Annotated in this window: 25 protein-coding genes; 8 read left to right on the top strand and 17 right to left on the bottom strand. The window is 68.2% G+C overall.

From position 1 onward, the window contains the following. The first annotated feature begins 27 nt into the window (after window positions 1–27). The 4 genes from napA (at window position 28) to VZC37_RS06105 (ending at window position 2,811) form a co-directional block, all read left to right on the top strand. Window positions 28–387, top strand: coding sequence for a nucleoid-associated protein NapA (napA, locus tag VZC37_RS06120; RefSeq protein ID WP_330431507.1), 360 nt, complete (start codon window positions 28–30; stop codon window positions 385–387). 69 nt (window positions 388–456) lie between these two features. Further along, entirely contained in the window at window positions 457–936 is a 480-nt protein-coding gene (locus VZC37_RS06115) for a LytR C-terminal domain-containing protein (protein WP_330431506.1), read from the top strand. Between the two features lie 54 nt (window positions 937–990). Beyond that, the gene (sodC, locus tag VZC37_RS06110) at window positions 991–1,659 is read left to right on the top strand and encodes a superoxide dismutase[Cu-Zn] (protein ID WP_330431505.1); all 669 of its coding nucleotides are present in this window, start codon (window positions 991–993) and stop codon (window positions 1,657–1,659) included. Between the two features lie 30 nt (window positions 1,660–1,689). Further along, window positions 1,690–2,811: a glutamate--cysteine ligase gene (locus VZC37_RS06105; RefSeq protein WP_330431724.1), complete on the top strand. Its 1,122-nt coding sequence runs from the start codon at window positions 1,690–1,692 to the stop codon at window positions 2,809–2,811. A 16-nt stretch (window positions 2,812–2,827) separates the two neighbouring features. Here VZC37_RS06105 and VZC37_RS06100 read toward each other — a convergent pair whose 3' ends face one another. From VZC37_RS06100 to VZC37_RS06070, 7 genes are all read right to left on the bottom strand, one after another. Next, complete coding sequence (locus tag VZC37_RS06100; protein ID WP_330431504.1) at window positions 2,828–3,454, bottom strand: maleylpyruvate isomerase family mycothiol-dependent enzyme; 627 nt, start codon at window positions 3,452–3,454, stop codon at window positions 2,828–2,830. Between the two features lie 126 nt (window positions 3,455–3,580). Beyond that, window positions 3,581–3,913 (bottom strand): monovalent cation/H(+) antiporter subunit G, encoded by a 333-nt coding sequence (gene mnhG, locus VZC37_RS06095; protein ID WP_330431503.1) that lies wholly within the window; start codon window positions 3,911–3,913, stop codon window positions 3,581–3,583. Next, window positions 3,910–4,173: a monovalent cation/H+ antiporter complex subunit F gene (locus VZC37_RS06090; protein WP_330431502.1), complete on the bottom strand. Its 264-nt coding sequence runs from the start codon at window positions 4,171–4,173 to the stop codon at window positions 3,910–3,912. Before VZC37_RS06090 ends, mnhG begins: the two co-directional genes overlap by 4 nt. Further along, a complete protein-coding gene (locus tag VZC37_RS06085) occupies window positions 4,170–4,964 on the bottom strand; it encodes a Na+/H+ antiporter subunit E (protein ID WP_330431501.1) in 795 nt (264 codons plus the stop codon). Before VZC37_RS06085 ends, VZC37_RS06090 begins: the two co-directional genes overlap by 4 nt. Then, complete coding sequence (locus VZC37_RS06080; RefSeq protein WP_330431500.1) at window positions 4,961–6,568, bottom strand: Na+/H+ antiporter subunit D; 1,608 nt, start codon at window positions 6,566–6,568, stop codon at window positions 4,961–4,963. Before VZC37_RS06080 ends, VZC37_RS06085 begins: the two co-directional genes overlap by 4 nt. Beyond that, window positions 6,565–7,164 carry a Na(+)/H(+) antiporter subunit C gene (locus VZC37_RS06075; protein WP_330431499.1) on the bottom strand — a complete coding sequence of 200 codons (600 nt, stop codon included), beginning with the start codon at window positions 7,162–7,164 and terminating at the stop codon, window positions 6,565–6,567. The genes VZC37_RS06080 and VZC37_RS06075 overlap by 4 nt, the downstream gene beginning before the upstream one ends. Further along, window positions 7,161–10,073 carry a Na+/H+ antiporter subunit A gene (locus VZC37_RS06070; protein WP_330431498.1) on the bottom strand — a complete coding sequence of 971 codons (2,913 nt, stop codon included), beginning with the start codon at window positions 10,071–10,073 and terminating at the stop codon, window positions 7,161–7,163. Before VZC37_RS06070 ends, VZC37_RS06075 begins: the two co-directional genes overlap by 4 nt. Window positions 10,074–10,149: 76 nt before the next feature. Here VZC37_RS06070 and VZC37_RS06065 point away from each other — a divergent pair, with 76 nt between their 5' ends. Next, entirely contained in the window at window positions 10,150–10,569 is a 420-nt protein-coding gene (locus VZC37_RS06065) for a hypothetical protein (RefSeq protein ID WP_330431497.1), read from the top strand. A gap of 250 nt (window positions 10,570–10,819) precedes the next feature. Continuing rightward, window positions 10,820–11,602 (top strand): phytanoyl-CoA dioxygenase family protein, encoded by a 783-nt coding sequence (locus tag VZC37_RS06060; RefSeq protein ID WP_330431496.1) that lies wholly within the window; start codon window positions 10,820–10,822, stop codon window positions 11,600–11,602. 5 nt (window positions 11,603–11,607) lie between these two features. Here the strand turns inward: VZC37_RS06060 and VZC37_RS06055 are convergent, their stop codons facing one another. The 5 genes from VZC37_RS06055 to moeA all read right to left on the bottom strand — a co-directional run bounded on the left by VZC37_RS06055 (window position 11,608) and on the right by moeA (window position 17,499). Then, the gene (locus tag VZC37_RS06055) at window positions 11,608–12,039 is read right to left on the bottom strand and encodes a hypothetical protein (protein ID WP_330431495.1); all 432 of its coding nucleotides are present in this window, start codon (window positions 12,037–12,039) and stop codon (window positions 11,608–11,610) included. 75 nt (window positions 12,040–12,114) lie between these two features. Further along, the gene (locus tag VZC37_RS06050; protein ID WP_330431494.1) at window positions 12,115–14,406 is read right to left on the bottom strand and encodes an AAA family ATPase; all 2,292 of its coding nucleotides are present in this window, start codon (window positions 14,404–14,406) and stop codon (window positions 12,115–12,117) included. After that, window positions 14,403–15,440 carry a CDP-alcohol phosphatidyltransferase family protein gene (locus tag VZC37_RS06045; RefSeq protein WP_330431493.1) on the bottom strand — a complete coding sequence of 346 codons (1,038 nt, stop codon included), beginning with the start codon at window positions 15,438–15,440 and terminating at the stop codon, window positions 14,403–14,405. The genes VZC37_RS06050 and VZC37_RS06045 overlap by 4 nt, the downstream gene beginning before the upstream one ends. Window positions 15,441–15,443: 3 nt before the next feature. Continuing rightward, window positions 15,444–16,163: a phosphatidylserine decarboxylase gene (locus VZC37_RS06040; protein WP_330431723.1), complete on the bottom strand. Its 720-nt coding sequence runs from the start codon at window positions 16,161–16,163 to the stop codon at window positions 15,444–15,446. A 121-nt stretch (window positions 16,164–16,284) separates the two neighbouring features. Next, entirely contained in the window at window positions 16,285–17,499 is a 1,215-nt protein-coding gene (gene moeA / locus VZC37_RS06035; RefSeq protein WP_330431492.1) for a molybdopterin molybdotransferase MoeA, read from the bottom strand. A gap of 66 nt (window positions 17,500–17,565) precedes the next feature. Here moeA and VZC37_RS06030 point away from each other — a divergent pair, with 66 nt between their 5' ends. Beyond that, window positions 17,566–18,366, top strand: a complete 801-nt coding sequence (locus tag VZC37_RS06030) for an HAD-IIA family hydrolase (protein ID WP_330431491.1) — start codon at window positions 17,566–17,568, stop codon at window positions 18,364–18,366. A gap of 288 nt (window positions 18,367–18,654) precedes the next feature. On the opposite strand, the gene VZC37_RS06025 is transcribed toward VZC37_RS06030, so the two are convergent. The 4 genes from VZC37_RS06025 to VZC37_RS06010 all read right to left on the bottom strand — a co-directional run bounded on the left by VZC37_RS06025 (window position 18,655) and on the right by VZC37_RS06010 (window position 22,260). After that, on the bottom strand, window positions 18,655–19,128 hold the full coding sequence (locus VZC37_RS06025) for an SRPBCC family protein (RefSeq protein WP_330431490.1): 474 nt from the start codon (window positions 19,126–19,128) through the stop codon (window positions 18,655–18,657). A 218-nt stretch (window positions 19,129–19,346) separates the two neighbouring features. After that, on the bottom strand, window positions 19,347–19,775 hold the full coding sequence (locus VZC37_RS06020) for a DUF350 domain-containing protein (RefSeq protein WP_330431489.1): 429 nt from the start codon (window positions 19,773–19,775) through the stop codon (window positions 19,347–19,349). A 123-nt stretch (window positions 19,776–19,898) separates the two neighbouring features. Then, on the bottom strand, window positions 19,899–21,011 hold the full coding sequence (locus VZC37_RS06015; RefSeq protein WP_330431488.1) for an acyl-CoA dehydrogenase family protein: 1,113 nt from the start codon (window positions 21,009–21,011) through the stop codon (window positions 19,899–19,901). A gap of 52 nt (window positions 21,012–21,063) precedes the next feature. After that, window positions 21,064–22,260: an acyl-CoA dehydrogenase family protein gene (locus VZC37_RS06010; protein WP_330431487.1), complete on the bottom strand. Its 1,197-nt coding sequence runs from the start codon at window positions 22,258–22,260 to the stop codon at window positions 21,064–21,066. Between the two features lie 172 nt (window positions 22,261–22,432). On the opposite strand from VZC37_RS06010, the gene VZC37_RS06005 reads away from it, so the two are divergent. Further along, a complete protein-coding gene (locus VZC37_RS06005; protein WP_330431486.1) occupies window positions 22,433–23,050 on the top strand; it encodes a TetR/AcrR family transcriptional regulator in 618 nt (205 codons plus the stop codon). On the opposite strand, the gene VZC37_RS06000 is transcribed toward VZC37_RS06005, so the two are convergent. Further along, on the bottom strand, window positions 23,036–24,292 hold the full coding sequence (locus VZC37_RS06000) for an MFS transporter (protein WP_330431485.1): 1,257 nt from the start codon (window positions 24,290–24,292) through the stop codon (window positions 23,036–23,038). The two genes, VZC37_RS06005 and VZC37_RS06000, sit on opposite strands and share 15 nt — an antisense overlap. Window positions 24,293–24,334: the final 42 nt, after the last annotated feature.

Below are 24,334 nucleotides of genomic sequence, written 5' to 3'. Positions count from 1 at the left end.
TGCACGAGGCGATCTTGAGGGAGCGAGATGGACGGCGCAGCTGCGCGAAGCCAGAAGCAGGGCGATCAACCCACACCCACAGATACATCCGCCGAAACGACGAACCCGGTCGATCCGCATGAGGTCGGCTCCGACGGTCTGTCCCGTCGGGAGCACGACATCTTGTCGTTCGAGCGGCAGTGGTGGAAGTACGCCGGCGCCAAGGAAGAAGCCATCAAGGAGCTGTTCGGGCTGTCGGCCACCCGCTATTACCAGGTGCTGAACGCCCTCGTCGACCGGCCGGAGGCGCTGGCCGCGGACCCGATGCTGGTGAAGCGTCTGCGCCGTCTGCGGGCCTCGCGTCAGAAGGCCCGCGCCGCCCGCCGTCTCGGCTTCGAGATCACCTGATCCGACCGCATCCGCGGCTGCCGCGACCGCGACGGGCAGAGGTTCGGATGTGAAGTATGGTTCTCGGTGATGAATCCTGATCGCGAGCCGAGTCGCCTGCCGCTGCGGGCGGGGGCCATGTTGTTGATGGCGGTGGCCATCGTCTTCCTCGGCCTCGGCTGGCACTCCGCAGCGACGAGCGGTGACGATCCCGAACAGGAACTCGAGGCGGCGCAGAGCCAGGTCGCCACCACGACAGCCTCCTCGGCGCCGTCGTCGCCGTCGGTCTCCGCAGACAGTCCCCAGCTGTGCGTCTTCAACGCCGGCTCGATCGCCGGGCTGGCCGCCGAGGTCACGGAAACGCTGGAGGCAGCGGGTTTTGAGACCGCCGAGCCGGGTAACCTCTCCACCGCGTCGATCACCGAGAACACGATCTTCTACGACGACGGGCAGCGTTCGGCCGCCGACGAGGTCGCCGAAGCGCTCGGCGGCGACGCCAGTGTCGATCCGCGTCCGTCGTCGTTCACCGAGTGTGCCGACGGCATTCCCGTCATCGTGGTCAACAGATGACCCCGCGAACTCTTCGACCCTGACATCTCGGCCCGTTGACGACCAAGGAGTGACATGACCGCCAGGACCAACCGCATCCGTCGCACGCTCGCCGTGCTCGCCTCGGCCGGGATCGCCGGCGCGGCGCTCGCCGGGTGCAGCCCCGACGAGGAGCCGACGGACGCACCCGGCACGACCCCGTCGGTGGTCACCGGCAACCAGGCACCTCCGGGTGAGGTCGACGACGCCGACGGCATCGGCCCGTCGCCCGAAGAGGAAGCGACCGCCGACCTGATCGACGACCAGGGCGAGACCGTCGGCGAGGCGATGTTCATGCCCAGCGGTTCGTCGGTGCAGGTGACCGTGCGTCTCAACGCCGACAGCGGGATCCCGGCCGGATTCCACGGGATGCACATCCACGAGAACGGCGTCTGCGAGACCGAAGGCGACAGCGCGTTCACGAGCGCGGGCGGTCACCTGCAGGTCGACGGCAACACCGGGCACCCGGCCAGCGGAGACCTCGTCAACGTCAACGTCCTCGAGGACGGCACGGCCGAAACGGTCACCACCACTGATTGGGTGACGCTGGAACAGATCGTGGGCAAGTCGATCATCATCCACGAGCGGCCCAGCAACTTCGCGAACATCCCCACCCGCTATGCCCCGGCCCCCGACGAGGAGACGATGTCGACCGGTGACGCCGGCAGCCGCATCGCGTGTGGGGTCATCGAGGCACAAGAGTGACCCTGGCAGCTCGGTTGAGCTGACGCCGTGATCACCCCGATCGAGTTCGACGGATCACCGACCCCGTCCCTGGGAGTCGAATGGGAGTTCGCCCTCACCGACAAGGGAACCGGCGATCTGTCGAACTCGGCGGCCGACCTGTTCGCGCTGGTGTCCGAGCAGTCACCGGACCGGCGCGGCAAGGTGCACAAGGAGCTTCTCCGCAACACCGTCGAGATAGTCACCGGGGTCTGCCGGGACACACCGGAGGCGATGGCGGATCTGCGCGGCACGCTCGATTCGGTGCGTGACCACACCGAGCAACTCGGTGTCGATCTCTACGGCGCAGGTACCCACCCGTTCGCCGAATGGTCGACCCAGCTCCTCACGGAGGGGCATCGCTACGCGGAACTGATCGAGCGCACACAGTGGTGGGGTCGGCAGATGCTCATCTGGGGTGTCCACGTCCATGTGGGGATCAGCCACCGCGACAAGGTGTTGCCGATTCTCGACGCGCTGCTGAACTACTACCCGCATCTGCTCGCGTTGTCCGCGTCGTCACCGATGTGGGCGGGCCAGGACACCGGTTACGCCAGCAACCGGGCGATGATGTTCCAACAGTTGCCCACTGCGGGGCTGCCGTTCCAGTTCGGTACCTGGGCAGAGTTCGAGGCCTTCGTCGCCGACCAGAAGACCACCGGCATCATCGACCACATCAACGAGATCCGTTGGGACATCCGACCCTCGCCACATCTGGGCACCATCGAGGTCCGGGTGTGCGACGGGATGACCAACCTGACCGATCTCGCGGCGATCGTCGCGCTGATCCACTGTCTGGTGGTCGAATTGGACCGTCGGCTCGAGGCAGGCGAGACACTGCCGCAGATGGCGCCCTGGCTGGTCCAGGAGAACAAGTGGCGCGCCGCGCGGTACGGACTCGACGCCATCGTCATTCTCGATGCCGATTGCACCGAGCGGCTCGTCACCGACGACCTCGCCGATCTGCTCGTCCGCCTCGAACCCATTGCGCGTGAACTCAACTGCGTCACCGAGCTCGGTCGTGTCGCCCACATCGCCGAACACGGCACGAGCTATCAACGGCAGCGTGAGGTGTATCGGCGGTCCCGCAGCCTGCGTGAGGTGGTGGCGTCGGTGGTCGCGGAGCTCGGCTGACGTCCCGAGCCCGCCGTCATACCGCGGCGACGGGGTCCAGCCGTTGTCGAAGGACCTCGACGCCGACACCGTCGAGCTCGTCGAGGTAGGCGGTCCGGCCGGCCAAGACCATCACCAACGCAAGTATCGGCCCGGTGACGGTCGCGCCGTCACCCACGGAGAACGGCGCGTCGTCTGCGCGTAGGTGCAGGCCGGCGCTGTGAGTGCGTCCGGCGACGGTGAAGTCGCGTCGCGCGTAGAACTCGGCGACCGGGACCAGCGCATCGGCACTCGGTGTGGCAGTCAGTCCGAGCGGATGACGGATGTCCTGGGCGTGGACCACGACCTCGCCGAGATAGGCCGGTATGTGCCCGGATGGGGTGACCGTACTCGTGATGACTCGCTGAAAACGGTCCAGCGTCTCCTCTGGGGTGGCGCCGAGGTGCTCCGCCAGCCGGCGTCGGTTGTGAACGTCGGGCCGGAATCGTGCGCCGACGATGCTCCGTATCCACCGCCAGCGCCCGACACTCGCCACAGCGGTCAGGTGAGCGACCACCTGCTCGACATCCCACTCCGCACAGAGCGTCGCATGATGCCACTGTGCGGCATCGAGCCCGGTCAGATCCGCGGCCAGCGCCGCACGCTCTGCGTGGATCGACGCCATCAGGTCTCGGTCTTGTCGCACGCCATGGCCCCATTCGTCAGCTGTCAGCTCGGCTCGACGTTCGTCTGCCGACAAACGCTCCGATGAGATGGACCGCGACCGTGGTCGGAACTCATCGGCGGCGTACTAATCCTCCGCCGGATTCTCCATCTCGTCACGCGAGATCAGCCCGTCGCGGGCGCGCTGCTCCTGGTACACGAGCCGGCCGATGCGGTGGGCGATGACGGGCGCGGTCATCAGGGCGAACAGTCCCGCCAGCACCAGCATCCCGACATCGACGTGCTGACCGAGACGGATCATGGCGCCGATGAGCATCAGCAGCAGCCCGAAGGTCTGTGGCTTGGTGGACGCGTGCATCCGGCTCAACGTGTCCTTGAACCGCAGCATGCCGATCGAGGTGGTCAGCGCGAGGAGCGCCCCGAGCACCAGGAAGACCGAGGAGATGATGTCGCCGATCATGTCTCGTCGTCCCTCACCCGGTACCGCGCGATGGCCACCGAACCGACGAAACTCAGCAGCGACAGCGCGACGATCGCCGGCACCACGGTGGAGTCACGGCTGTAGGCGGCCCACGCGGCGAGACCGCACATACACAGCGCGATCATGGTGTCCAGCGCGACGAGACGATCCAGCGAGGACGGACCGCGCAGCACCCGCACCGTGGTGAGGACCGCGGCAACCATGAGCAACGCGCTCACGAGGATCCAGACGTAACTCACCGGCCGCTCCCATCGCCGGAAACCCCATCGCCTGAACTCCCATCGGCATAGATCTCGGTGCCGGTGGATTCCGTCTCGGCGCGCCCGATCTCCTGCACCCGGTGGTAGTAGTCGTCGTCGATGCCGTGGTAGGGGCTGGGATGCCATTCGCTGTCCCGCTCGAAAGCCCGGATGAACGACCGCTCGACGAAAGCGACCGTGTCGTAGAACGACTGGACCTTCTTCTCGGTCCGCACGTCGAACACGTGGATGTAGAGGATGCGACGGCGGTGGTCGATGTCGAGCACCATGGTGCCGGGCACGAGGTTGAGGTAGTCGACCGCCAGCGTCAGCACCATGTCGGACTTGATCGCGACCCGTACGCGGATGACCGCACCCAACGGCGGCTTCCCCGGCCGGATCGCCGCCCACGCCACCTGAGCGCTGGAGACGAAGAAGTCGACGACCAGCCGGACGAGTATGGCGAGTACCGCCACGGGATGGATGCGGCCCTCGACGGGCACCCGCGGCAGTGGCAGCACCGTCACGATGGCGATCGCCAATACCAGGCCGCCGATGATGTTGGCCCAGGAGATGGTGCCCCACAACAACACCCAGACGAACGTCAACCATGCCAGCGTCCACAGGCGAACCGCCACCTCGCGTGAGTCGCTGCCCAGCCAGCGCGGGATGCGCACCCGCTCGCGAATCCACACGAACACCTTCACCGTGTGCCAGAACAGGAACAGCAACGACACCCGCCACACCGTGATGACGCGGGACCGCAACCGCACGGGCTCTCGGTCGCTCATCGGTCACCTCCCAGGACGGCCTCGATGTAGATGCCGCGGTCGGTGATGTCGGCGGCCGCGCGGTCGGTGAAACCGAAGATCGGCCCGGCGAACAGGGTGAGGACCAGTCCGGCGGCGACCATCACCACGGTCGGCGCCACCATGCCGGCCGGCATGCGCCCGACATCGTCGCGGTCGTCGAACGCGACGTCGGTGCTCTCGTCGAGCAACGCGGACGGGGCCTTGTCGGACAGGTCTCCCTCCGGCGCGTCGGCGCGCGGACGCCAGAATCCCTTGGTCCACACGCGTGCCACCACGTAGAGGGTGAGCAGGCTGGTCACCACCGACCCAGCGACCAGGGTCCAGGCGAGGACCGAGCCGTCCTGAGCGCCCGCCTCGAGCAGCGCGACCTTGCCGACGAATCCGGAGAACGGCGGAATCCCACCCAGGTTGAGCGCGGGTATCAGGAACAGTGCCGCGAGCAGCGGGCTGGCCATCAGCCCACCGAGCCGACGCAGCGACGACGACCCCGCCTGTCTCTCGATCAGTCCGACGACCAGGAACAGGGTGGTCTGCACCAGGATGTGGTGGGCGACGTAGTAGATCGCCGCCGACAATCCGAAGCGCGACGACAGGGCGATCCCGAAGACCATGTAGCCGATGTGGCTGACCAGTGTGAACGACAGCAGCCGTTTGATGTCGGACTGGGCGATCGCGCCGAAGATGCCGATCAACATCGTCGCGAGCCCGGCGATCAGCAACATCGTGTCCAGCGAACCACCGGGGAAGAGCAAGGTGTGGGCACGCACGATCGCGTACACACCGACCTTGGTGAGCAGGCCCGCGAACACCGCGGTGACGGGGGCGGGGGCGGTGGGGTAGGAGTCGGGCAGCCAGCTCGACAGTGGGAACACGGCTGCCTTGATCCCGAAGGCCACGAGCAGCACCGCGTACAGCGCGTTGCGGGTGCCGTCGGGGACGTCGTCGAGCCGCGCGGCCATCTCCGCGAGGTTGAGCGTGCCGGTGGTCGCGTAGGCGAAGGCGATCCCCGACAGGAAGATCAGCGACGACACCATCGACACCATCACGTACGACGCACCCGCGCGGACACGTTCGGCGCTGGCCCCGAGGGTCAGCAGTACGAAGCTCGACGCCAGCAACACCTCGAACGAGACGAACAGGTTGAACAGGTCGCCGGCGAGGAATGCGTTGCAGACGCCGGCGGTGAGGATCAGGTAGGTGGGCAGGAAGATCGACACCGGCTGATGTGTCGTGCCGTCCCGGATGCCCTGCCCGATGGCGTACATGACCACGCACAGCAGCACGATGGTCGACACCACCAGCATCAACGCCGCCAGTTGGTCGACGACGAGGGTGATGCCGAGTGGGCCGTTGGGGAATCCGCGGTCGCCCCAGCCGCCGATGTTGACCGCGAAGGTCCCGTACTCGTTGGTCAGATAGAGCAGGGCACACGAGGCGACGAACGCGGTGAGGATGGCGCCGACGGTGACCGGCCGTTGGATGCGTGGGCTGCGGCCCAGCAGCAGGGTGAGGGCGGCCGCGACGATCGGCACGAGCGTCGGCAGCACGATGAGCACGGGGATCCAGGACGGTTGTGGAGTCATCGGCCACCACCGTCGGTCGAGCCGGAGGACGAGGAGTCGCGGCCTTCGGGCCCGACCTCGTCGATGACGTCCGAGTCTTCCGGCATCAGGTCGGTCTCGATCACCTCGCGATGTAGTTCCGCGAATTCCTCAGCGGTCAGCGGGTTGCCCTCGTCGTCGAAGAGGTCGCCGGCGGAGGTGTCGGCGAGGGTCTCGGGGTCGTCACTGCGGTCACGGTCGGGCGCCGAGTGCAGCGACCCGGTGGCCACCTTGCGGTCCTCGGGGTCGTCGTCGACGTCGACGTCGTCGCGGTTGATCACGAACAGGCGGTACACGAGCGAGAGGACGAACGCCGCGATGCCCATCGTGATGACGATGGCCGTGAGGATCATCGCCTGGGCCAGTGGATCGGCGTCGGCGACGCGGTTCTCCGACGCACGACCCATGATCGGCGGATTACCCATGCCGCCGGACACCACCAGGATCAGCAGGTTGACCGCGTTGCTGCACAGCAGCAGACCCAGCAGCATCCGGATGAGGCTGCGTTCCATCAGCAGGTAGGCGCCGCTGGCGGCGAGGATGCCGATGACGAGGAGGAAACCGAGGTTGATGCTCATCCCGGCACCTCCGAGGCCGTCGCCGGCGTCGGTGCCGGCTGCCGCTCGGCGGACGTGCGCTCGATGTCGAGACGGGCGCCGAGGCTGCGCAGCACGTCGAGCACGAGCCCGACGACGATCAGGTAGATCCCGAGGTCGAAGAAGAGTGCGGTCACCAGTTTGATGTCGCCCAGGACGGGCAGGGTCACCTCGAAGACCGCCGACGACAGTGCCGGCGCCCCGAGGAACAACGACGTCACCGCGGTGCCCGCGGAGATCGCGAGGCCGGCTCCCAGGATGCGGCCGGGTTCCACCGGCAGTGCCTCGCCGAGTTCGTAGCGGCCGCCGGCCAGGTACCGCAGCACGAGCGCGAGACCCATGGTCAGGCCGCCGGCGAAGCCACCGCCCGGCGCGTTGTGGCCGGCGTAGAAGAAGTACACCGACAGCACCACCATCGTCGGGAAGATCAGCCGGGTGGTCGCCTCGAGGACCATCGAGCGGTGTCGCGGATCGCGGAAGTCGCTGCCCAGCAGCCACCGGGTGCGGTCGGGTGGCACCGTGTCGTCGACGTCCTCGCCGTTGATCCCGGCCTGCATGCGTGCCGCGTCGGCGACGCGCGGCACCGCGCCGAAGCGGCGGTTGCGGAACACCATCGACGCCACCCCGGTGGCCGCGACGATGAGTACGCACACCTCACCGAGGGTGTCCCACGCGCGGATGTCGACGAGCAGCACGTTGACCGCGTTGGCGCCCTGCCCGAACTCGTAGGCGGCGGCCGGGATGTCGACCTGCACCGGTTGTTCGGAACGGGCGGCCGCCGCGAAGAGTCCGATCACGACCAGGCTCGCGCCGAACGCCACCCCGATCAGCGCCCGCAGCGGCTTGAAGCCGGTGGTGTGGCGCGGTTCGGGTTCGGCGGGCAGCTTGCGCAGCACCAGCACGAAGATGACGAGGGTGAGCGTCTCGACCAGAAACTGGGTGAGCGCGAGGTCGGGGGCGCCGTAGAGCGCGAACAGCATGCCCGCGCCGTAGCCGGTCAGTCCGACGACGAGTACCGATGCCAGACGGTTGCGCAGGATCACCGACGCCAGGCCGCACACTGCGATGACGCCGCCGATGACGGCCTGCGTGGCCGAGTCGAAACCGCGCCAGTCGAGCTGGTTTCGGCCGCCCCAGGCGAGGACCACTGTCGGCAGGATGATCGCGGTCGACAGGATCACGCCCTGGGTGATCGGCAACGACCCGCGCTGGGTGTTGCGGGTCAGCATGAGGGACAGGGTGTCCGCACCGCGCAGCGCGGCGTCGTAGATGCGGTCGGCGTTGACCAGCGGCCGATAGCGGAAGATCTGTCCGCGGAGCTGCCGGACCAGCAGGAACAGCAGCGCACCGCCGACCACCACGATGATCGAGAACACCACGGGCAGCCCGAAGCCGTGCCACATGGCGAGATGCTCCAGCTTGTGGCCGTAGGCGGGCAGCGTCTCGGCATACGGTTCGAACAGGGAGCCGATCTGTGGGCTGAGGAACCCGGCAGCCACACCGGCGGTGGCCAGGATGACCGGCGCGAAGTAGAACATCGGGCCCGGCGGGTGCATCTTGGCGACGGCCGGGCTCGGCGTCGAGCGGACCTTGCGGCCGAACGCGCCCCACAGGAATCGGCACGTGTACGCGAAGGTGATCACCGATCCGATGACCAGGACGATGTCGATGGTCTCCGACTGCCATGGCAGATAGGCGCCGGTGTCCCACACGGAGGCGAACGCGGTTTCCTTGCCGACGAATCCGATGGTGAACGGCAGTCCGGCCATGCTGGCGCCCGCCACCGCCGCGGTCAGTGCCAGGACGGGCAGTCGTTGGCCGAGACGGGCCAGCTTGCGTATGTCGCGGGTACCGGTTGAGTGGTCGATGATGCCGACGACCATGAACAGGGCAGCTTTGAACAGGGCATGTGCGACGAGCATCGCGAGGCCCGCCATCGCGACGTTCGCGTCGCCGATGCCGACGAGTACGGCGATGAACCCGAGCTGAGACACCGTGCCGAAGGCCAGCACCAGCTTGAGGTCGAGTTCGCGCAGTGATCGCCAACCGCCGAGGACCATCGTGATCATGCCGAGGACGACGACCGCGACGTGCCAACTCGGGGTTTCGGAGAACGCCGGCGCCAGGCGGGCGATCAGGTAGATGCCGGCCTTCACCATGGCCGCGGCATGCAGGTAGGCGCTGACGGGGGTCGGTGCGGCCATCGCGCCCGGCAGCCAGAAGTGGAACGGCACGATCGCGGACTTGCTGAGCGCACCGATCAGCAGCAGCACGACGGCGACGCTGACGTAGACGCCGTCGGCAGGGGGATCGGCGAGGAGGTCGGACAGCAGATAACTGCCGGTCCGCTCGCCGAGCATGATGATGCCGACCAGCATCGCCAGGCCGCCTGCGGTGGTGACGAGCAGGGCCTGGGTGGCGGCGCGGCGTGCGGTGGCGCGGATGCCGTAGAAGCCGACCAGCATGAACGACAACACGGTGGTGAGCTCCCAGAACACGTAGAGCACCAGCATGTTGTCACTGACGACGAGGCCGAACATGGCGGCCGCGAAGGCGATCATCTCGCCGCCGAAGACCGCCACCCGCGGGCGGGCGTCGTCGAAGTAGTGGGCGCAATAGCAGAGCACCAGTGCGCCGACGCCCAGGATCAGGACCGAGAGAATCGCGCTGAGCGTGTCGAACCGGGTGACGATCTCCATGTCGAGGACAGGGACCCACTCGATCGTCTGGACGGCCGGCGGTTCGCCCGCGGTCGGCCAGTTGAGAATCACCCAGACGAGCGCCCCGGCCGGGGCCAGAGCGAGGACGTAGAAGCCCCGAGTACCCAACCAGCGGATGATCGGGGGTGCACACAGCGCGCTGAGCGCTAGCGCAACCAGCACACCGATCAAGTGGGCACACCGTCTTTCACGTGTAGGGCGGGGTGTCACGGGCATGGCCCGCGTCGACTACTTTACCGTTGCGAAGATGATGCGCTTCGACAGGATGGTGGGCCTGCTGGTCGTCCTGGTGGCGGGAATCGTGGTTCTCGCGGGTTGCGGTGAGGCCGAGGAGGCCCCTCCCGCAGGTGCTGCTCTTCCGCAGGATTTCCCTGCTGACCAGGTGCCTTTGGTGAACGGCACGGTGTTGAGCGCCGACGGTTCGCGCGCCGACGGCTGGTCGGTGACCGTCCAGTCGGCGCCCGGCGAGGGCAACACTCTCGACGCCGCGGTGACGACCCTCACCGACAACGGGTTCACCGAATCCCAGCGGACCACCGAGGGAGCGCAGCGGGTCGTCGTGTTGTCGGCGACCAAGGAGGGGACCGACTACTGGGTGCAGGTCGGTTCGACCTCGGGTGCCGCCGGTGGTCCGGGTTCGGTGTTCTATCAGGTGAGTGCGGAGTGACCCTCGGTCCCTGAGTAGCGAGCTTGCGCGCGCGCCGAAGGGTATCGAAGGGTCGCCCCAACCGCTGGTCGAGTAGCCGAGGAGCTTGCGACGAGGCGTATCGAGACCTCGGAACTCGATCTCGATACGCACGCTCGCCTGGCGGCTCGCGGGCTACTCGATCATCGGGTGGAGTGAGCTTGCGAGTCACGAAGGGCCGGCGACGAAAACCGGTTGAGCGCTCCGGCACCGGTACCGGACCATCGTCATCATGCATGCCCTCGACGACGCAGCCGTCAACCGGTTCATCACCGACGGGTTCGTGAAGGTCGACGGCGCATTCGACCGCGCGGATGGCGAGCGCTGTGCGGCACAACTGTGGGATCAGATCGAACCGAGCGCCGACGACCCGTCGTCGTGGACCGAGTCGCTGATCTGGGTGAACGGCATGAGCTCGCCGCCGTTCACCGAGGTCGCCAACACCGAGGTGTCGACCTCCGCGTACGACGCCCTGGTTGGCCCCGGACGCTGGCGGCCGCGGCTGGGTCTTGGCACCTTTCCACTGCGATTCCCCAGCACCGAACCCCCGGAGGCCGCGGGCTGGCACATCGAGGCCTCGTTCGCCGACGACGCCGGTGCTCCGCGCGTCAGCCTGCGTTCCCGCGGGCGTGCGTTGCTGATGCTGTATCTCTTCTCGGACGTCGGCGACGATGACGCCCCGACCCTCATCCGGGTGGGCTCGCATCTGGCGGTCCCGCCTTTTCTCGCCGACGCGGGACCCGACGGTCGCCCATGGATGGATGTCTGCACCGACGTCGTCCCGGCCACCGATGACTGTGAGGTGGTGACCGCGACCGGACAGATCGGCGACGTCTTCCTGTGCCACCCGTTCCTGGTGCACTCCGCTCAAGCGCATCGGGGCCGGGTGCCGCGGTTCATGGCCCAGCCGCCGCTGGAACCCGTGGGCGAACTCGATCTCGACGCCGACGAGCCGACCCCGCTTGCCGAGGCCGTCGTCCGCGGTCTACGGAGGGCCGGCCGGTCACCGGTGTGAACGTCTCACAGCCGGTCGAACCGCATCGACATCCACGGCGTCCACTCCGTGTCGACGATGCGTTCCCACTCGGTGGTCATGAGATCGCGCCCGGCCCGGAACGACAACCAGCTGCGGATTCCCTCACCGCTGAGCAACAGCATGTCCGGCGAGTGGAGGGTCAACCGCATCACGCCGGCGGTCGGCGACTCGTCGAAGGCATACATCCACCACCCGCCATCCGGGTGGACACCTCCGATGAGTTCGTGAGCCACCGCGCGGTCCGGGCCCATCCGGACGTCGACCTCGTGTGCGATCCAGGTGCCGCCCGGGAGCAGGGTGTATTCATCGGTGCCGTCGATCTCGGCGATCACCGAGCCCTGCTCGTCGCGGACCGCACCGGTGCTGTGCCAACGACCCAGGATGGGCGACAGCTCATCGATCGATGAATCGGTCATCGGATCTCCTCTGATCACAGTTCCGTCAGGACTGACTACCCGGGATCCTCCGAATCATCGTTACCCCGAAACCGGCTATTGAACCCGCCGCTCCGCGAACGCCCTCAGGTTCTCCACCTGCGCGGCATCCAGCGACGGCCGCACCCGCCGGCGAGCGTCGTCGACGTCCTCGGGACAGACGGTGGCGGTGTCGATGTCACGCCGCATCGCCGACAGCGCCGCCTCACGCAACAACGCCGAACAGTCGGCCGCCGAGTAGCCGTCCAGGTCGTCGGCCAGCGAGCGCAGATCGACCCCGTCGGCCAGCGGCACGTTGCGTCCGGCGGTACGCAGGATCTCGGCGCGGGCGTCGGCGTCGGGCGGCGGGACGAACACCAGCCGTTCGAGTCGCCCGGGCCGCAGCAGCGCCGGGTCGATTAGGTCGGGTCGGTTCGTCGCGCCGAGCACGACGACATCCTGCAACGGTTCGACGCCGTCGAGTTCGGTCAGCAGCGCGGCCACCACCCGGTCGCCGACCCCGGAATCACTGGACTGTCCGCGGCGCGGCGCCAACGCGTCGATCTCGTCGAGGAAGATCAGCGACGGTGCGGACTCGCGGGCGCGGGCGAACAGGTCGCGCACCGCTTTCTCCGACGACCCGACCCACTTGTCCATCAGCTCGGCGCCCTTGACCGTGTGCACCGACAGCCGGCCGGATGCGGCGAGCGCGCGGACCACGAACGTCTTCCCGCAGCCGGGTGGGCCGAACAGCAGCACACCTCGTGGAGGTGCGACGCCGAGTCGGGTGAAGGTGTCCGGATGCTGCAACGGCCACAGCACCGCCTCGGTGAGCGACTGCTTGGTCTCGGCCATGTCGCCGACCTCGTCGAGGGTGATGGACCCGACGGCCACCTCGGGTGAGTCCATCCGGGACACCGGGCGGATCACCTCGAGGGCGCCGAGCAGATCATCGGTGCGCAAGCTGGGCGCCGGGCGATCGTCGGCGGCACCCGTCACGCGGGCCGCCGCCCGCAGCGCCGCCTCGCGGGCCACCGCCGCGAGATCGCCGGCAACGAAACCCGGTGTGCGGGAAGCGATCATGTCGAGGTCGAGGTGCCCGTCGGTGGGCACGTCGCGGAGGATGACTCCCATCAGACGGGCCCGCGTCGCGGAATCGGGGAGCCCGACGATGAGCTCGCGATCGCACAGCGACGGATCCCGCAGCCGGCTGTCGAGCCGGACGGCCTCGGCGGTGGTGGCGATGAGCGCGATGTGGCCGCCGTCGATCGCGGCACGCAGTTCGTCGAGGATCAGGGTGGACACCGGATCGGCGGTCGCGGACTCGCGCGGTGCCGGCAGCAACGCGTCGACGTCGGTGATCAGCAGCACCCCACCGGTGTCGCGCAGGTCGGCGATCGCCGACCGTACGGCGGCCAGGCGGGCGCTGCTCTCCAGCGCGCCGACGGTCGGCCCGTCGACGGCGGTCAGCGGCCGGTCCGCGCACACCGAACGCACGAGGGTGGCCTTGCCCGCGCCGGCCGGCCCGGTGATCAGCACACCCAACCGCGGCGATGCCCCGAGCGTACGCAGGACCTCCGGCTCGTCCAGTGTGATGGCCAACCATTCGGTCAGCCGGTTCACCTGGGAGTCGACGCCGACCAGGGTGGACACCGGACGAACCGGCGGGCCTGCCTGCGCACGATGCGACGTCACCCCCGTCGAACTCGCCGGTCGTGCCGGCGCCGACTCGGCCGACGAGGCGGCGAACCCCAGTGCCGTGGACGCCGGCGGCGTCGACACCGACCGGCGCGTCGATTCGGCACCCTCCACGCCCGCCCACAGAACGGCGGTGTTGGTCTGGACGCTCACCGGGCCGCCGGGCTCGGTGGCGGTGACGGTCAGCAGTTCGTTGGTCCAGGTGATCCCGACCGACACCGCGAGCGCCCGGGTCGCCGGCGCGGCGGTGAACTCCGGACCGAGGTCGCGGGGGAGTAGGGAGACCGCATCGCCGACGGACACGACCTTGCCCAGCAGGGCGCGGCGCAGCGTGGGTTCGTCGACGGAGCCGGTGGCCAGGGCCGACCCGGACACCGTCACGCGTCCCGCACCGTGGACTTCGACCGGGGCGACGACGACGGAGGCGTTCTCCCGCATGCCGGCGTTGGCGAAGGTGATGTCGTCGAGCAGGGCGATGCCGGGCGGGTTGTCGGGGCCGGCCGCGGCAAGGACCGCCGCGGTTGCCCGGGCCCCGGTGATCGACGCCGCATCCCATTCCCGCAGGCCGAGTGCGGCGAGAACCTCCGGGTGAACGCGCACGATGCCGCGTCGCGCATCGGTGGCAGAGGTGTTGACGCGCGCGGTCAGGGTCAGCTGTCCGGGGCTGGTCATCGCCGTGACTCCTCGGTGGTCGGTTCGGGGCCCGGCCGGTCGGTACCACCCGCCTCGCCGCCGGTGGGCCGCCGCAACCCCAGTCGGGCCTGTGAGCGCGATGCGGGGGTCAGGCGAGGTCGGCGGGGTTGTGCGCGTGCATCGGCGCGGCGTTCGGCTCGACGCTCGGACGGGTGGGCTTCCCAGTGTTCGGGCCGCGACGCGACCCATCGCTGGTTGCGCCAGGCGAACGGGATGTGCAGCAGGTAGGCCGCGATGGCGATCATCATCAGCGTGTACGGGAAGGTCAGCAGCAGGGCCGCGCCGATCGCGACCAGGATCAGTAGACCGGCGAGCGCCCGCGGCGGGATGGACGTCGTCTTGAGTGACGCGGTCGGGATGCGGCTCACGGCCAGGAATGCGACGAACACGAGCCAACCGCCGACGACGGGCAGCGAGGTCCACCAGCCCGAACCGAACTGTTGTGACAGCCCGACCGGCAGCAGCGCGATGATCGCCGCGGCCGGCGCCGGAACGCCGACGAAGAAGTCGCGGGTGTATCCGGGTGCCTCTTCGTCGTCGATGATCGTGTTGAAACGCGCGAGGCGTAGGACGATCGCGCAGCAGTAGATGAGGGCGAACGCCCAGCCGATGTCCTTGTCGGGTGTGAGCGTCAGGTAGACGATCAGCGCCGGGACCACGCCGAAGTTGATCGCATCGGCGAGGGAGTCGATCTCGGCGCCGATCCGCGTGGTGGCGCCCATCATCCGGGCGACCCGGCCGTCGATGCCGTCGAGCAGCGCTGCCGCGACGACGAGGGCCATCGCCAGGTCGATCTGACCGCCGTCGGCGACCCGTATCGCGGTCAGGCCGGCGCAGATCGCCAAAATCGTGAGCGCCGACGGGACGAACAGGCGACCGGCCGCCGCCGGTCCGCGCAATCGGTTTCGCTCGGGTTGGGCCGCCGTGGTGACGGTGGTGCGGGTGCCGCGTGTCGGATGCGTGGTCGGCGTGCGATGCGACGTGGGGCGCTCGGGCCGTCGGGTCGTGGCCATGGCTCAGCCGAGGGTCGCGAACAGGGTCTCGCCGCCGACGGCGCGCTGTCCGACCCGCACCTGCGGTGTCGTTCCCGCAGGCAGGTAGACGTCGACTCGCGAGCCGAAACGGATGAGGCCGTAGGTGTCGGCGATCTGCAGGTCGTCGCCGACGGTGGGCTCACACACGATGCGGCGGGCGACGAGACCGGCGATCTGCACGACCGCGACGTCGCGTTCGGCTTCGGGGCACACCGGGCAGCGCAGCGTCATCGTGGTGCGCTCGTTGATCGAGCTGGCTTCGGCCAGGTCGGCGGAGACGAATGCGCCCGGGGTGTGGGTCACCGAGGTGACCCGGCCGGCGACCGGAACACGCTGGACGTGGACGTCGAAGATGGAGAGGAATGTGGAGATCCGGGGCAGCGGGTCGTCGCCGAGGCCGGCCTCCGGTGGCGGGACGGCGGTGTCGACCAGTGAGATGGTGCCGTCGGCGGGGGCGACGACTGCGCCCACGTGGGTCGGCGGGACCCTCCGCGGGTGACGGAAGAACAGGGCGCAGGCGGCTGCGGTCATCGCCGCCGGGCGGGCGATCCACCTGTGTCGGCGGCCCACGATGGCCACCGCTGCGGGCACGGCGACGAACGGCAGACCCGACTTGTGCACGGGCGGGATGGTCTCACGTGCCAGGTCGACGAGATGACCTGCTCCGCTGCGCGTTCCGTTCGGCCGCGGACGCCTGGCCACCATCTACCTCCTGCAAGATCGACCGGGCACATGCGTCGTCATGGCCCGTAGGCACCAGCTTAGAGTGTGCGATCGCGCCGACCCCGTGTCGGACGCCCCTCGAGACCGCTGCAGAGGACGCTCACAACACGATCACCTGGACCGATGAGCCTGCGGCAACGGCGTCGGTGTCGGCAGGAATGTCGATCAGCGCGTCGGCGCGAGCGAGGTAGCGCAGATGATGCGATGCGGGCGGACCGATCGGGTCGACGACCGGCCCGGAGTCGTCGGAAGACAGCACACCCCGCAGGAACTGCCGCTTACCGGCGGGCGAGCGGACGTCGGCGCTGAGTCGGGCGGTGAGTCGGCGGCGATCGTCGGGTAGAGCCATCGCGGCTCGCAACGACGGCCGGATGAACACCTCGAACGACACCAGCGAACTCACCGGATTGCCGGGCAACGTGATGATCGGCACCCGACGACTGTTCGGACCGGGGTAGTGGCCGCAGCCCTGGGGCATCCCCGGCTGCATCGCGACCTTGACGAACTCGATGTCGTCGGCGCCGGTCAACGCGTCTTTCACGACTTCGAAGGCTCCGGCACTGACACCGCCGGAGGTGACGATCAGGTCGGCCCAGCTGCTGATCTCGTCGAGTCTGGCCCGGAACGCGGTGACATCGTCGGTCACGTAGTGCAGATGGGTCGCATCGGCACCCGCCTCGGTGGCCGCGGCGGTCAGCATCGGTCCGTTGGATTCGTAGATCTGGCCGTGGCTCAGCGGCTCACCCGGTGTGACGAGCTCGGAACCCGTGGACAGCACGACGACCCGCAGACGTCGCATGACGGCCACCTCGGTGATGCCGAGCGCGGCGAGCAGACCAACCTGCGGGGCGCCGAGCCTCGTGCCGGCAGGGATGGCCGGCTCACCGGCGGTGATGTCGGAGCCGGCGAGGCGGATGTGCTTGCCCTCGGGAACCGCGGCACGGATGCGCACCTCGTCGACGCCACCATCGGTCATCTCGACCGGGACCACGGCGTCGGCGCCCGTCGGCATCGGCGCGCCGGTCATGATGCGCGCGGCCGTTCCCGGCGCCAGCGTCAGGTGATCGGTCCGACCTGCCGGTATGTCTTCGGCCACCGGCAGCGCGATCGGCGATTCGGCTGTGGCCGAGTGTGTTTCGGCGGAACGAACGGCATAGCCGTCCATCGCTGAGTTATCGAAACCGGGCAGCCCGAGCGGTGCGACGACGTCGGAAGCCATGACGGATCCAAGGGCCTCGACGACCGGGACGGTCCGGGGCGTGGGATCGCCGAACAGCGCGGCGACGACGGCCTGGTGGTCGGACACCGATCGCATGCGCACAGCATGCCATCCCGGCCCGTCGGCCGTGCAGGGTGCCGCCGACGGGACTAACTTTGGACTATGGCGCTCGGTTTGCTGCTCGACATCGACGGGGTGATGGTCACCTCGTGGAAAGCGCTGCCGGGAGCGGTCGTCGCGGTGGCCGAGCTGTATGAGCGGGGTTATCCGCGCATGTTCCTGACCAACACGACCTCGCGGTCGCAGAGCGAGATCGCCAATGCGCTCAACGATTGCGGTTTCGACGTCGAGGCCGAGGAGATCCTCACCGCGGCGAAGCTCACCGCCGAGTATCTGACCGCCACCCATCCCGGCAAGCGGGTGTGGGTGCTGAACGAGGGGCCGATTGCCGACGACATGAGGGGCGTCGACCTCACCGACGAGCCCTCGGACGCGGAGGTGGTGGTCCTCGGCGGCGCCGGACCCGCCTTCGGTCATCGGTCGCTCTCGCAGGTGCTCGAGCTGATGGTGTCGGGGGTGCCGGTCGTCGCGATGCACCGGTCGATGACGTGGTCGACTGCCAACGGCCTGTCCATCGACACCGGGGTCTACCTGGAGGGGCTCGAGAAGGCGGGCGGCCGCAAGATCAAGGCGATCGGCAAACCGTCCCCACTCGGTTTTCGCGCCGCGGTCGACATCATGCAGCTCGAGCCGACGCAGGTCGTGATGGTCGGCGACGACATGCACAACGACGTGCTCGGGGCGCAGGCGGCGGCGCTGATCGGAGTTCTGGTCCGCACCGGGAAGTTCCGCGAGGAGGCGCTGCGGGCGCTGCAGCGTGACGAGTTCGGACCGGTTCCCGACCACGTCATCGACTCGGTCGCCGACCTGCCGGACCTGATGCAGAAGTTGTCAGAGCAGTAGGTCGGGCCCCTCGGTGTCGAGGGTCGTCTTTATTCCGCTGGTCGAGTCGTCCTTCTTCCGTTGGTCGAGATTCGTCTTTTTCCGCTGGTCGAGTAGCGGGCGAGCCGCTAGGCGAGCCCGCGTATCGAGACCTCCTGTGCGGCAAGAGGTCTCGATACGTCCCTCGCCTAGCGGCTCGGAACTACTCGACCAGCGGGAGGGGCGGCTCGGAACTACTCGACCAGCGAGGAAGGGCGGCTCGGAAGTACTCGACCAGCTGCGACTACTCGACCAGCGAGGAGGACCGGCTCACGCAGCTCGCGACGCCGACGCCTCGGCCGCGCGCTTGATCTTGCCGAGAGTCTCGGCCATGCCCAGCTTCAGCTCGGCCTCGAAGTTGGTGGTGCCGCCCATGACCTTGTCGACCAGGAACGCCGACACCGCGGTGGTGCCGTCGCCGACCTCCCGCTTCTCGGTCACCTTCACGCCCGACTCGGACGGCTCGATGGTGTAGCTCCACACGGTGCGGTTCTCGGCGACGCGGAACGCCAGCTCCTTGTTCGGGGCGAAGCGGACGACCTTCGAGGTGGTCGGCCACACGAGCGGGCCGCGGCGGTTGACGTTGATCGTCTTGGTGCCCAGGCCGACGCTGCCGCCACGGACGATCATCTTCTTGCACTGCGGGCTCCACTCGCCCATGCGCTTGAGGTCGGAGATCACCGCCCAGACGTCCTCCGCAGAGGCGTTGACGACGATGGATTCCTCGATCAGGGGCGCGGCCATGCTGTTCTCCTCGGTGAGTGGCTATGCGATTGCCACGAGACTAAGAGCTTGTTGTCTGGCGGTCAATATCTAACTGTCCACGAGTCAATAGCGTTCGACGGCGTCTGCGCCCTGCGAAATGTCCGCGAGTATCACGCCTCGCAGCCGTCGACTGGATAATCCATCCGACGATGCGCAGCGGTGATCCAGCCGGTCACCGGAGACCGGATTCGAGCGCCCTACAGCCCGATGGCGGCACCGATGACCGCGCCGATCCCGATGAACACCGCACCGCAGATCCAGCCCGCCGGATGTCCGTCGTCCTCCAGGAGCAGGGTGCCGAGCTTGCCGGGCGTGAGCCAGTCCACGAGAACGAAGGACCACATCATCACCGCGATCGCGAGCACCACATAGATGGCGGTGTAGAGAACGCCCCGCCACAGTTCGAGGGCCACCGAATCGCGTGCACCGGCGACGAGCACGAGGGAGAGACCGATGACCTGCGCGGTCGCGAGCATCACCGCGTTGCGGTTGTGGTCGAGCCAGATCAGGTTGCGCAACCGGCCGGGGGTCACCAGGTCCAGTGCCACGAATCCGAGGACCAGCAACACGATTCCCATGAGGCTGTAGGCGGCCGCGTCGCCCAGGTTGTCGCGCAGTTGATCCATGGCAGAAACAGTAGCGATCCGAGACGGTGCACGGCGCCCGAAAACGCCCAGGCCCCCGCCACCCGGTGGGGATCACTCCCGTAAGGGGCGGCAGGGGCCTGGACGATCAGCGTCGAATCGGCCTCAGCCGACCATCACCATCTCGTGGTCGCCGACCGAGCGTGCCAGCACCGACACGTGGTCGGCGGCATCGCCGAGAGTGTGCGAGATCGCGGTGAGCCGGCTCAGGTAGTGGCCGACCGGGTACTCGGCGGTCATGCCGATACCGCCGTGCATCTGCACCGCTTCCTGGCCGATGGCCCGGCCCGAGCGGCAGATCTGCAGCTTGGCGCGCGAGGCGATGGTCGGGTCGCAGATGCCGTCCGAGAGTGCGGTCGTCGCGTACAGGCTCATGCTGCGGGCCAGCTCCAGCTGCGTGTACATGTCCGCGGCGCGCTGGGTGAGCGTCTGGAAGTGCGACAACGTGACGCCGAACTGCTTGCGGGTCTTCAGGTATTCGACGGTGAGGTCGAGGGAGCGCTCCATGGCGCCGACGGCCTCGGCGCACAGCGCGGTCTGGATACCGACCTCGGCGTCGGCGATGACCTGGGTGGCGTCGCCGCTGCCCAGGCGGACCGCGGCGACATCGGCGAACTCGATCTGTGCGCCCCGGCGACGGTCGTGCGTGCGGTACGCGGTGCGGGTGACGCCGTCGGCGTTCGCATCGACCAGGAACAGGCCGACGCCGTCGTCGGTGCGCGCCGACACGACCAGCTTGTCTGCGCAGTCGCCGTGTCCCACAAGCACCTTGGTGCCGTTGAGCTTGTCGCCGGTGGCGGTGGTGGCGACCTTCGCGCCCGGCCAGCGGTCGCCGGCCTCGAGGTTAGCGAACGCCATCAGCAGTTCACCGGAGGCCAGCCCGCCGAGTAGCTCGGCGCGGGTGTCGTCGTCGGCGGTCGCGGCGACCAGCGAGCCCGGAACGAGGACGGCGTCGAGGTAGGGCTCGGGTGCCAGGGCACGACCGATCTCGGTCATGACGCTGGTGAACTCCACCGGGCCGGCGCCCATGCCACCGTCGTCCTCGGGGAAGGTCAGGCCGAGGATGCCGATCTCGGCCAACGACTTCCACACCCCCTTGTCCCAACCGAGTTCGGTGTCGGTGACCTTACGCAGCGTCTCGACGTCGTACTTGCGGGTCAGCACCTCGCGCACGGTGTCGCGCAGCATCGTCTGTTCGTCGGAAAGTTCGAAATCCATGAAAGGTTCCCAGGTTCTCGTGAGTCGTGAAAAGTGTTGAGGCGGTGGGCTGTCAGAGGCCCAGCACGGCCTTGTCGATGATCTGGCGCTGAACCTCGGACGATCCGCCGTAGATGCTGACCTTGCGGTAGTTGAGGTAGGTCGGGACGGACAGCTGCGCCCATTCGGGCGCCGCGATGTCGGCGGTGCCGTTGTCGGCGGATGCGTCGAGGCCGGCGACCGGCAGCGAGTCGGCGCCGGCGATGTCGGCGAGCAACTCCATGGCGTCCTGCTGCAGTTGGCTGCCCCGCAGCTTGAGCAGCGACGACGCCGGGTTCGGCTTGCCGTCCGCCGACGACGCGGCCACACGCAGCTGGGTCATCTCGAGGGCGAGGAGATCGTTCTCCAGTTCCGCCAGACGGGCCGCGAACAGCGGGTCCTCGAGCAGGGTGCCGCCGGACGCGGTGGTGATCTCGCGGGCGAGTTCCTTCGCCTTGGCGAGCTTGGTCTTGGTGTAGCCGATGCGGGCGATGCCGCTGCGCTCGTTGCCGAGCAGGAACTTGGCCTGCGTCCAGCCCTCGTTCTCCTTGCCGACGAGGTTCTCGACCGGCACACGGACGTCGTTGAAGAAGACCTCGTTGACCTCGAAGCCGCCGTCGATCAGCTGGATCGGACGCAGCTCCACACCCGGGGTGTCCATCGGGAACAGCAGCATGCTGATACCCGCCTGCTTCTTGACCTCCGGGTCGGTGCGCACGAGGCAGAAGATCCAGTCGGCGAACTGTCCGAGCGTGGTCCATGTCTTCTGGCCGTTGACGATGTAGTGGTCACCGTCGCGGACCGCGCGGGTCTTGAGCGACGCGAGATCGGAGCCCGCCTCGGGCTCGGAGAAGCCCTGGCACCACCAGATGTCGAGGTTCGCGGTCTTGGGCAGGAATCGTTCCTTCATCTCCTGCGACGCGAACTGCGCGATGACCGGCCCGATCATGCTGGCGTTGAACGCCAGCGGCTCCGGGACGTGCATCAGGCTCATCTCCTCGCGGTAGATGTGGCTCTGAATGGGCGTCCAGTCGCGGCCACCCCACTCCTTCGGCCAGCCCGGAACCGCGACGCCGTGCTCGTTCAGAACCCGGGTGGTGGTGACCAGGTCCTCGGGGAAGTTCATCTGGCCCGCCTCGGAGCGACGGCGGATTTCCTCGGGAACCTTCGCGAAGATGGCCCGCAACTCATCGCGGAACGCCTCTTCTTCGGGACTGAATTTCAGCTGCATGAGTTCTGTCTTACTCCTGGTCAGGGGATGTGGGGCGCAGACGCGAAACTCGGTCGTGCCGGTGGCCCGACGTCTGCTGACTAAGCGCTTGCTTAGTGATACTGTGCACTATGCCGCGACCAGCGGCCCCTGTCAATGTCAACGCAAAGTCAACGGAAATGGAGCCGGTGCGGTGTCAGTCGTGGAACAGCCGTCCCGCAGCGCGGCGGCTCGCTCGCGACTGCTGAGAGCCGCTGTCGAGGCGTTCGCTGCCAAGGGGTTCGCCGCGACGACCACCCGTGACATCGCGACCGGGGCCCAGATGAGCCCGGCGGCGGTGTACGTGCACTTCCGGTCCAAAGAGGAAGTGCTCTACGAGCTCTCCGGCGCCGGACATCGCTCGTTCCTGTCGCTGATCGACGACGCCGACGACCCTGCCCAACCGCCCGCCGCGCGGCTGCGGGCCGTGATCCGCGCGCTGGCAGCCCATCACGCCCGTGATCACGTGTGGTCGAGGGTCGTCAACTACGAGTTGGACTCGCTGTCGACGGAGCATCGCGACGCCATCGGGGTGTTGCGCAAAGAGGTGGCCCGACGTTTCGGCGCGATCGTCGATGCAGGGATCGAGAGCGGGGTCTTCGACGTCGCGGACCCGAAGGCGACCACGACGTTGCTGCTGTCGATGGGCGTCGACGTCGCGCGTTGGTACCGGGAGTCCGGCGTGATGACGCCCGAGCAGATCGGTGAGTTCCAGGCAGACATGGCCGCGCGGATCGTCGGTGCTCGGGCCGAAGGGTCAGCTCCGCGCTGAGATCGCGTCCTCCGACTCCGTGGTGAGTGCCGTGTCCGGCCGGTTGCCTCTCGTCGACCGGCGGCGGATGCCCGCGGTCACTAGCGCGCCGACCACCGCCAGCGTCAGCACGTAGGCCACGTACCCGACGACGGTCTCCCGCAGTCCGATGTGGGACACCACCAGTCCGGCCACCACCGCGGGCAGGCTGAACGCGAGATAGCTGGCCACGAACACCGATGAGAACACTTGTCCGCGTTGCTGTGTCGGTGTCGCGGCGATGATGCTGTCGAGCGCGCCGAGGAACGTGGCGGCGAATCCGGAGCCCGCCACGATCGAGCCGACGATGTAGAGCGGCAGCGTCTCGGTGAGAACGCCGGCCAGTGAGATGACCGCGCCGCCGGCGAGAGCCGGGTAGCCGTAGGCGAGTTTGGTGCTCGCCTCGCGCCCGGTGATCAGCAGTGAGGTGACGGCCGCGGAGGCGAAGAAGACGAACAGCAGTATTCCGGCCTCGGCGTGGTTGTCGACCCCGAAGACACGGGCCACCACCGACGAGCCGAGGGACAGATACAGTCCGCCGAGCGACCAGGTGGCCACCAGGGCGGGCACCGCGGCGAAGAAGGCTCCACGCACCGCGGCGGGCAGGCGTACCTGCGGGGCGAGGGTCGTCACCAGGTGTCGTCGGGAGGTGAAGCCCACGCGCTCGGACGTCTCGGGCACCACGAGCAGGGCGATGAGGAGGGCCGCGAACAGGCCGAGGATCACCTCGTAGATCAGGAAGCGCGGGGCCGGGGCGTACTCGACGAGAAGTCCGGCAACTGCTACGCCGCCGGCGAGTCCGATGGCTGGTGCCGCTCCGGTGATCGCGGACCCGAGTCGGGGTGTCGGCTGTAGGTCGACGACGGTCGCGGTCAAGGTCCCCATGGCTGCGCCGGTGGCGAGGCCCTGCAGTGCGCGGGCGGCCATCAGAACGCCGACGTCGTCGGCGACGACGAACAGGATCATGCTCGCGATCAACAGCGCGAGTGCCACCGCGAGCACGGGTCGTCGTCCGATGTGGTCGGACAGAGATCCCACGGTGAGCAGACTGACCAGCATCGTGACCACATAGATCGCGAAGACCGCGGTCAGCGTGAAGGCCGAGAATCCCCAGAGTTCCTGGTAGACGGGATACAGCGGCGACGGCGCGGCCGAGGAGAAGAGGACCATCACGAACGTGGCTGCGATCACCCAGAACGCGCGGTGCGGGTGTAGCCGAGTCATGCCGATCTCCTAAAGCAAAGCCATTTGCGTTAGATTCAACCT

The organism is Gordonia sesuvii (assembly GCF_036350415.1).
Lineage (GTDB): Bacteria > Actinomycetota > Actinomycetes > Mycobacteriales > Mycobacteriaceae > Gordonia > Gordonia sesuvii.
This window is presented reverse-complemented; position numbering and strand designations above follow the sequence as displayed.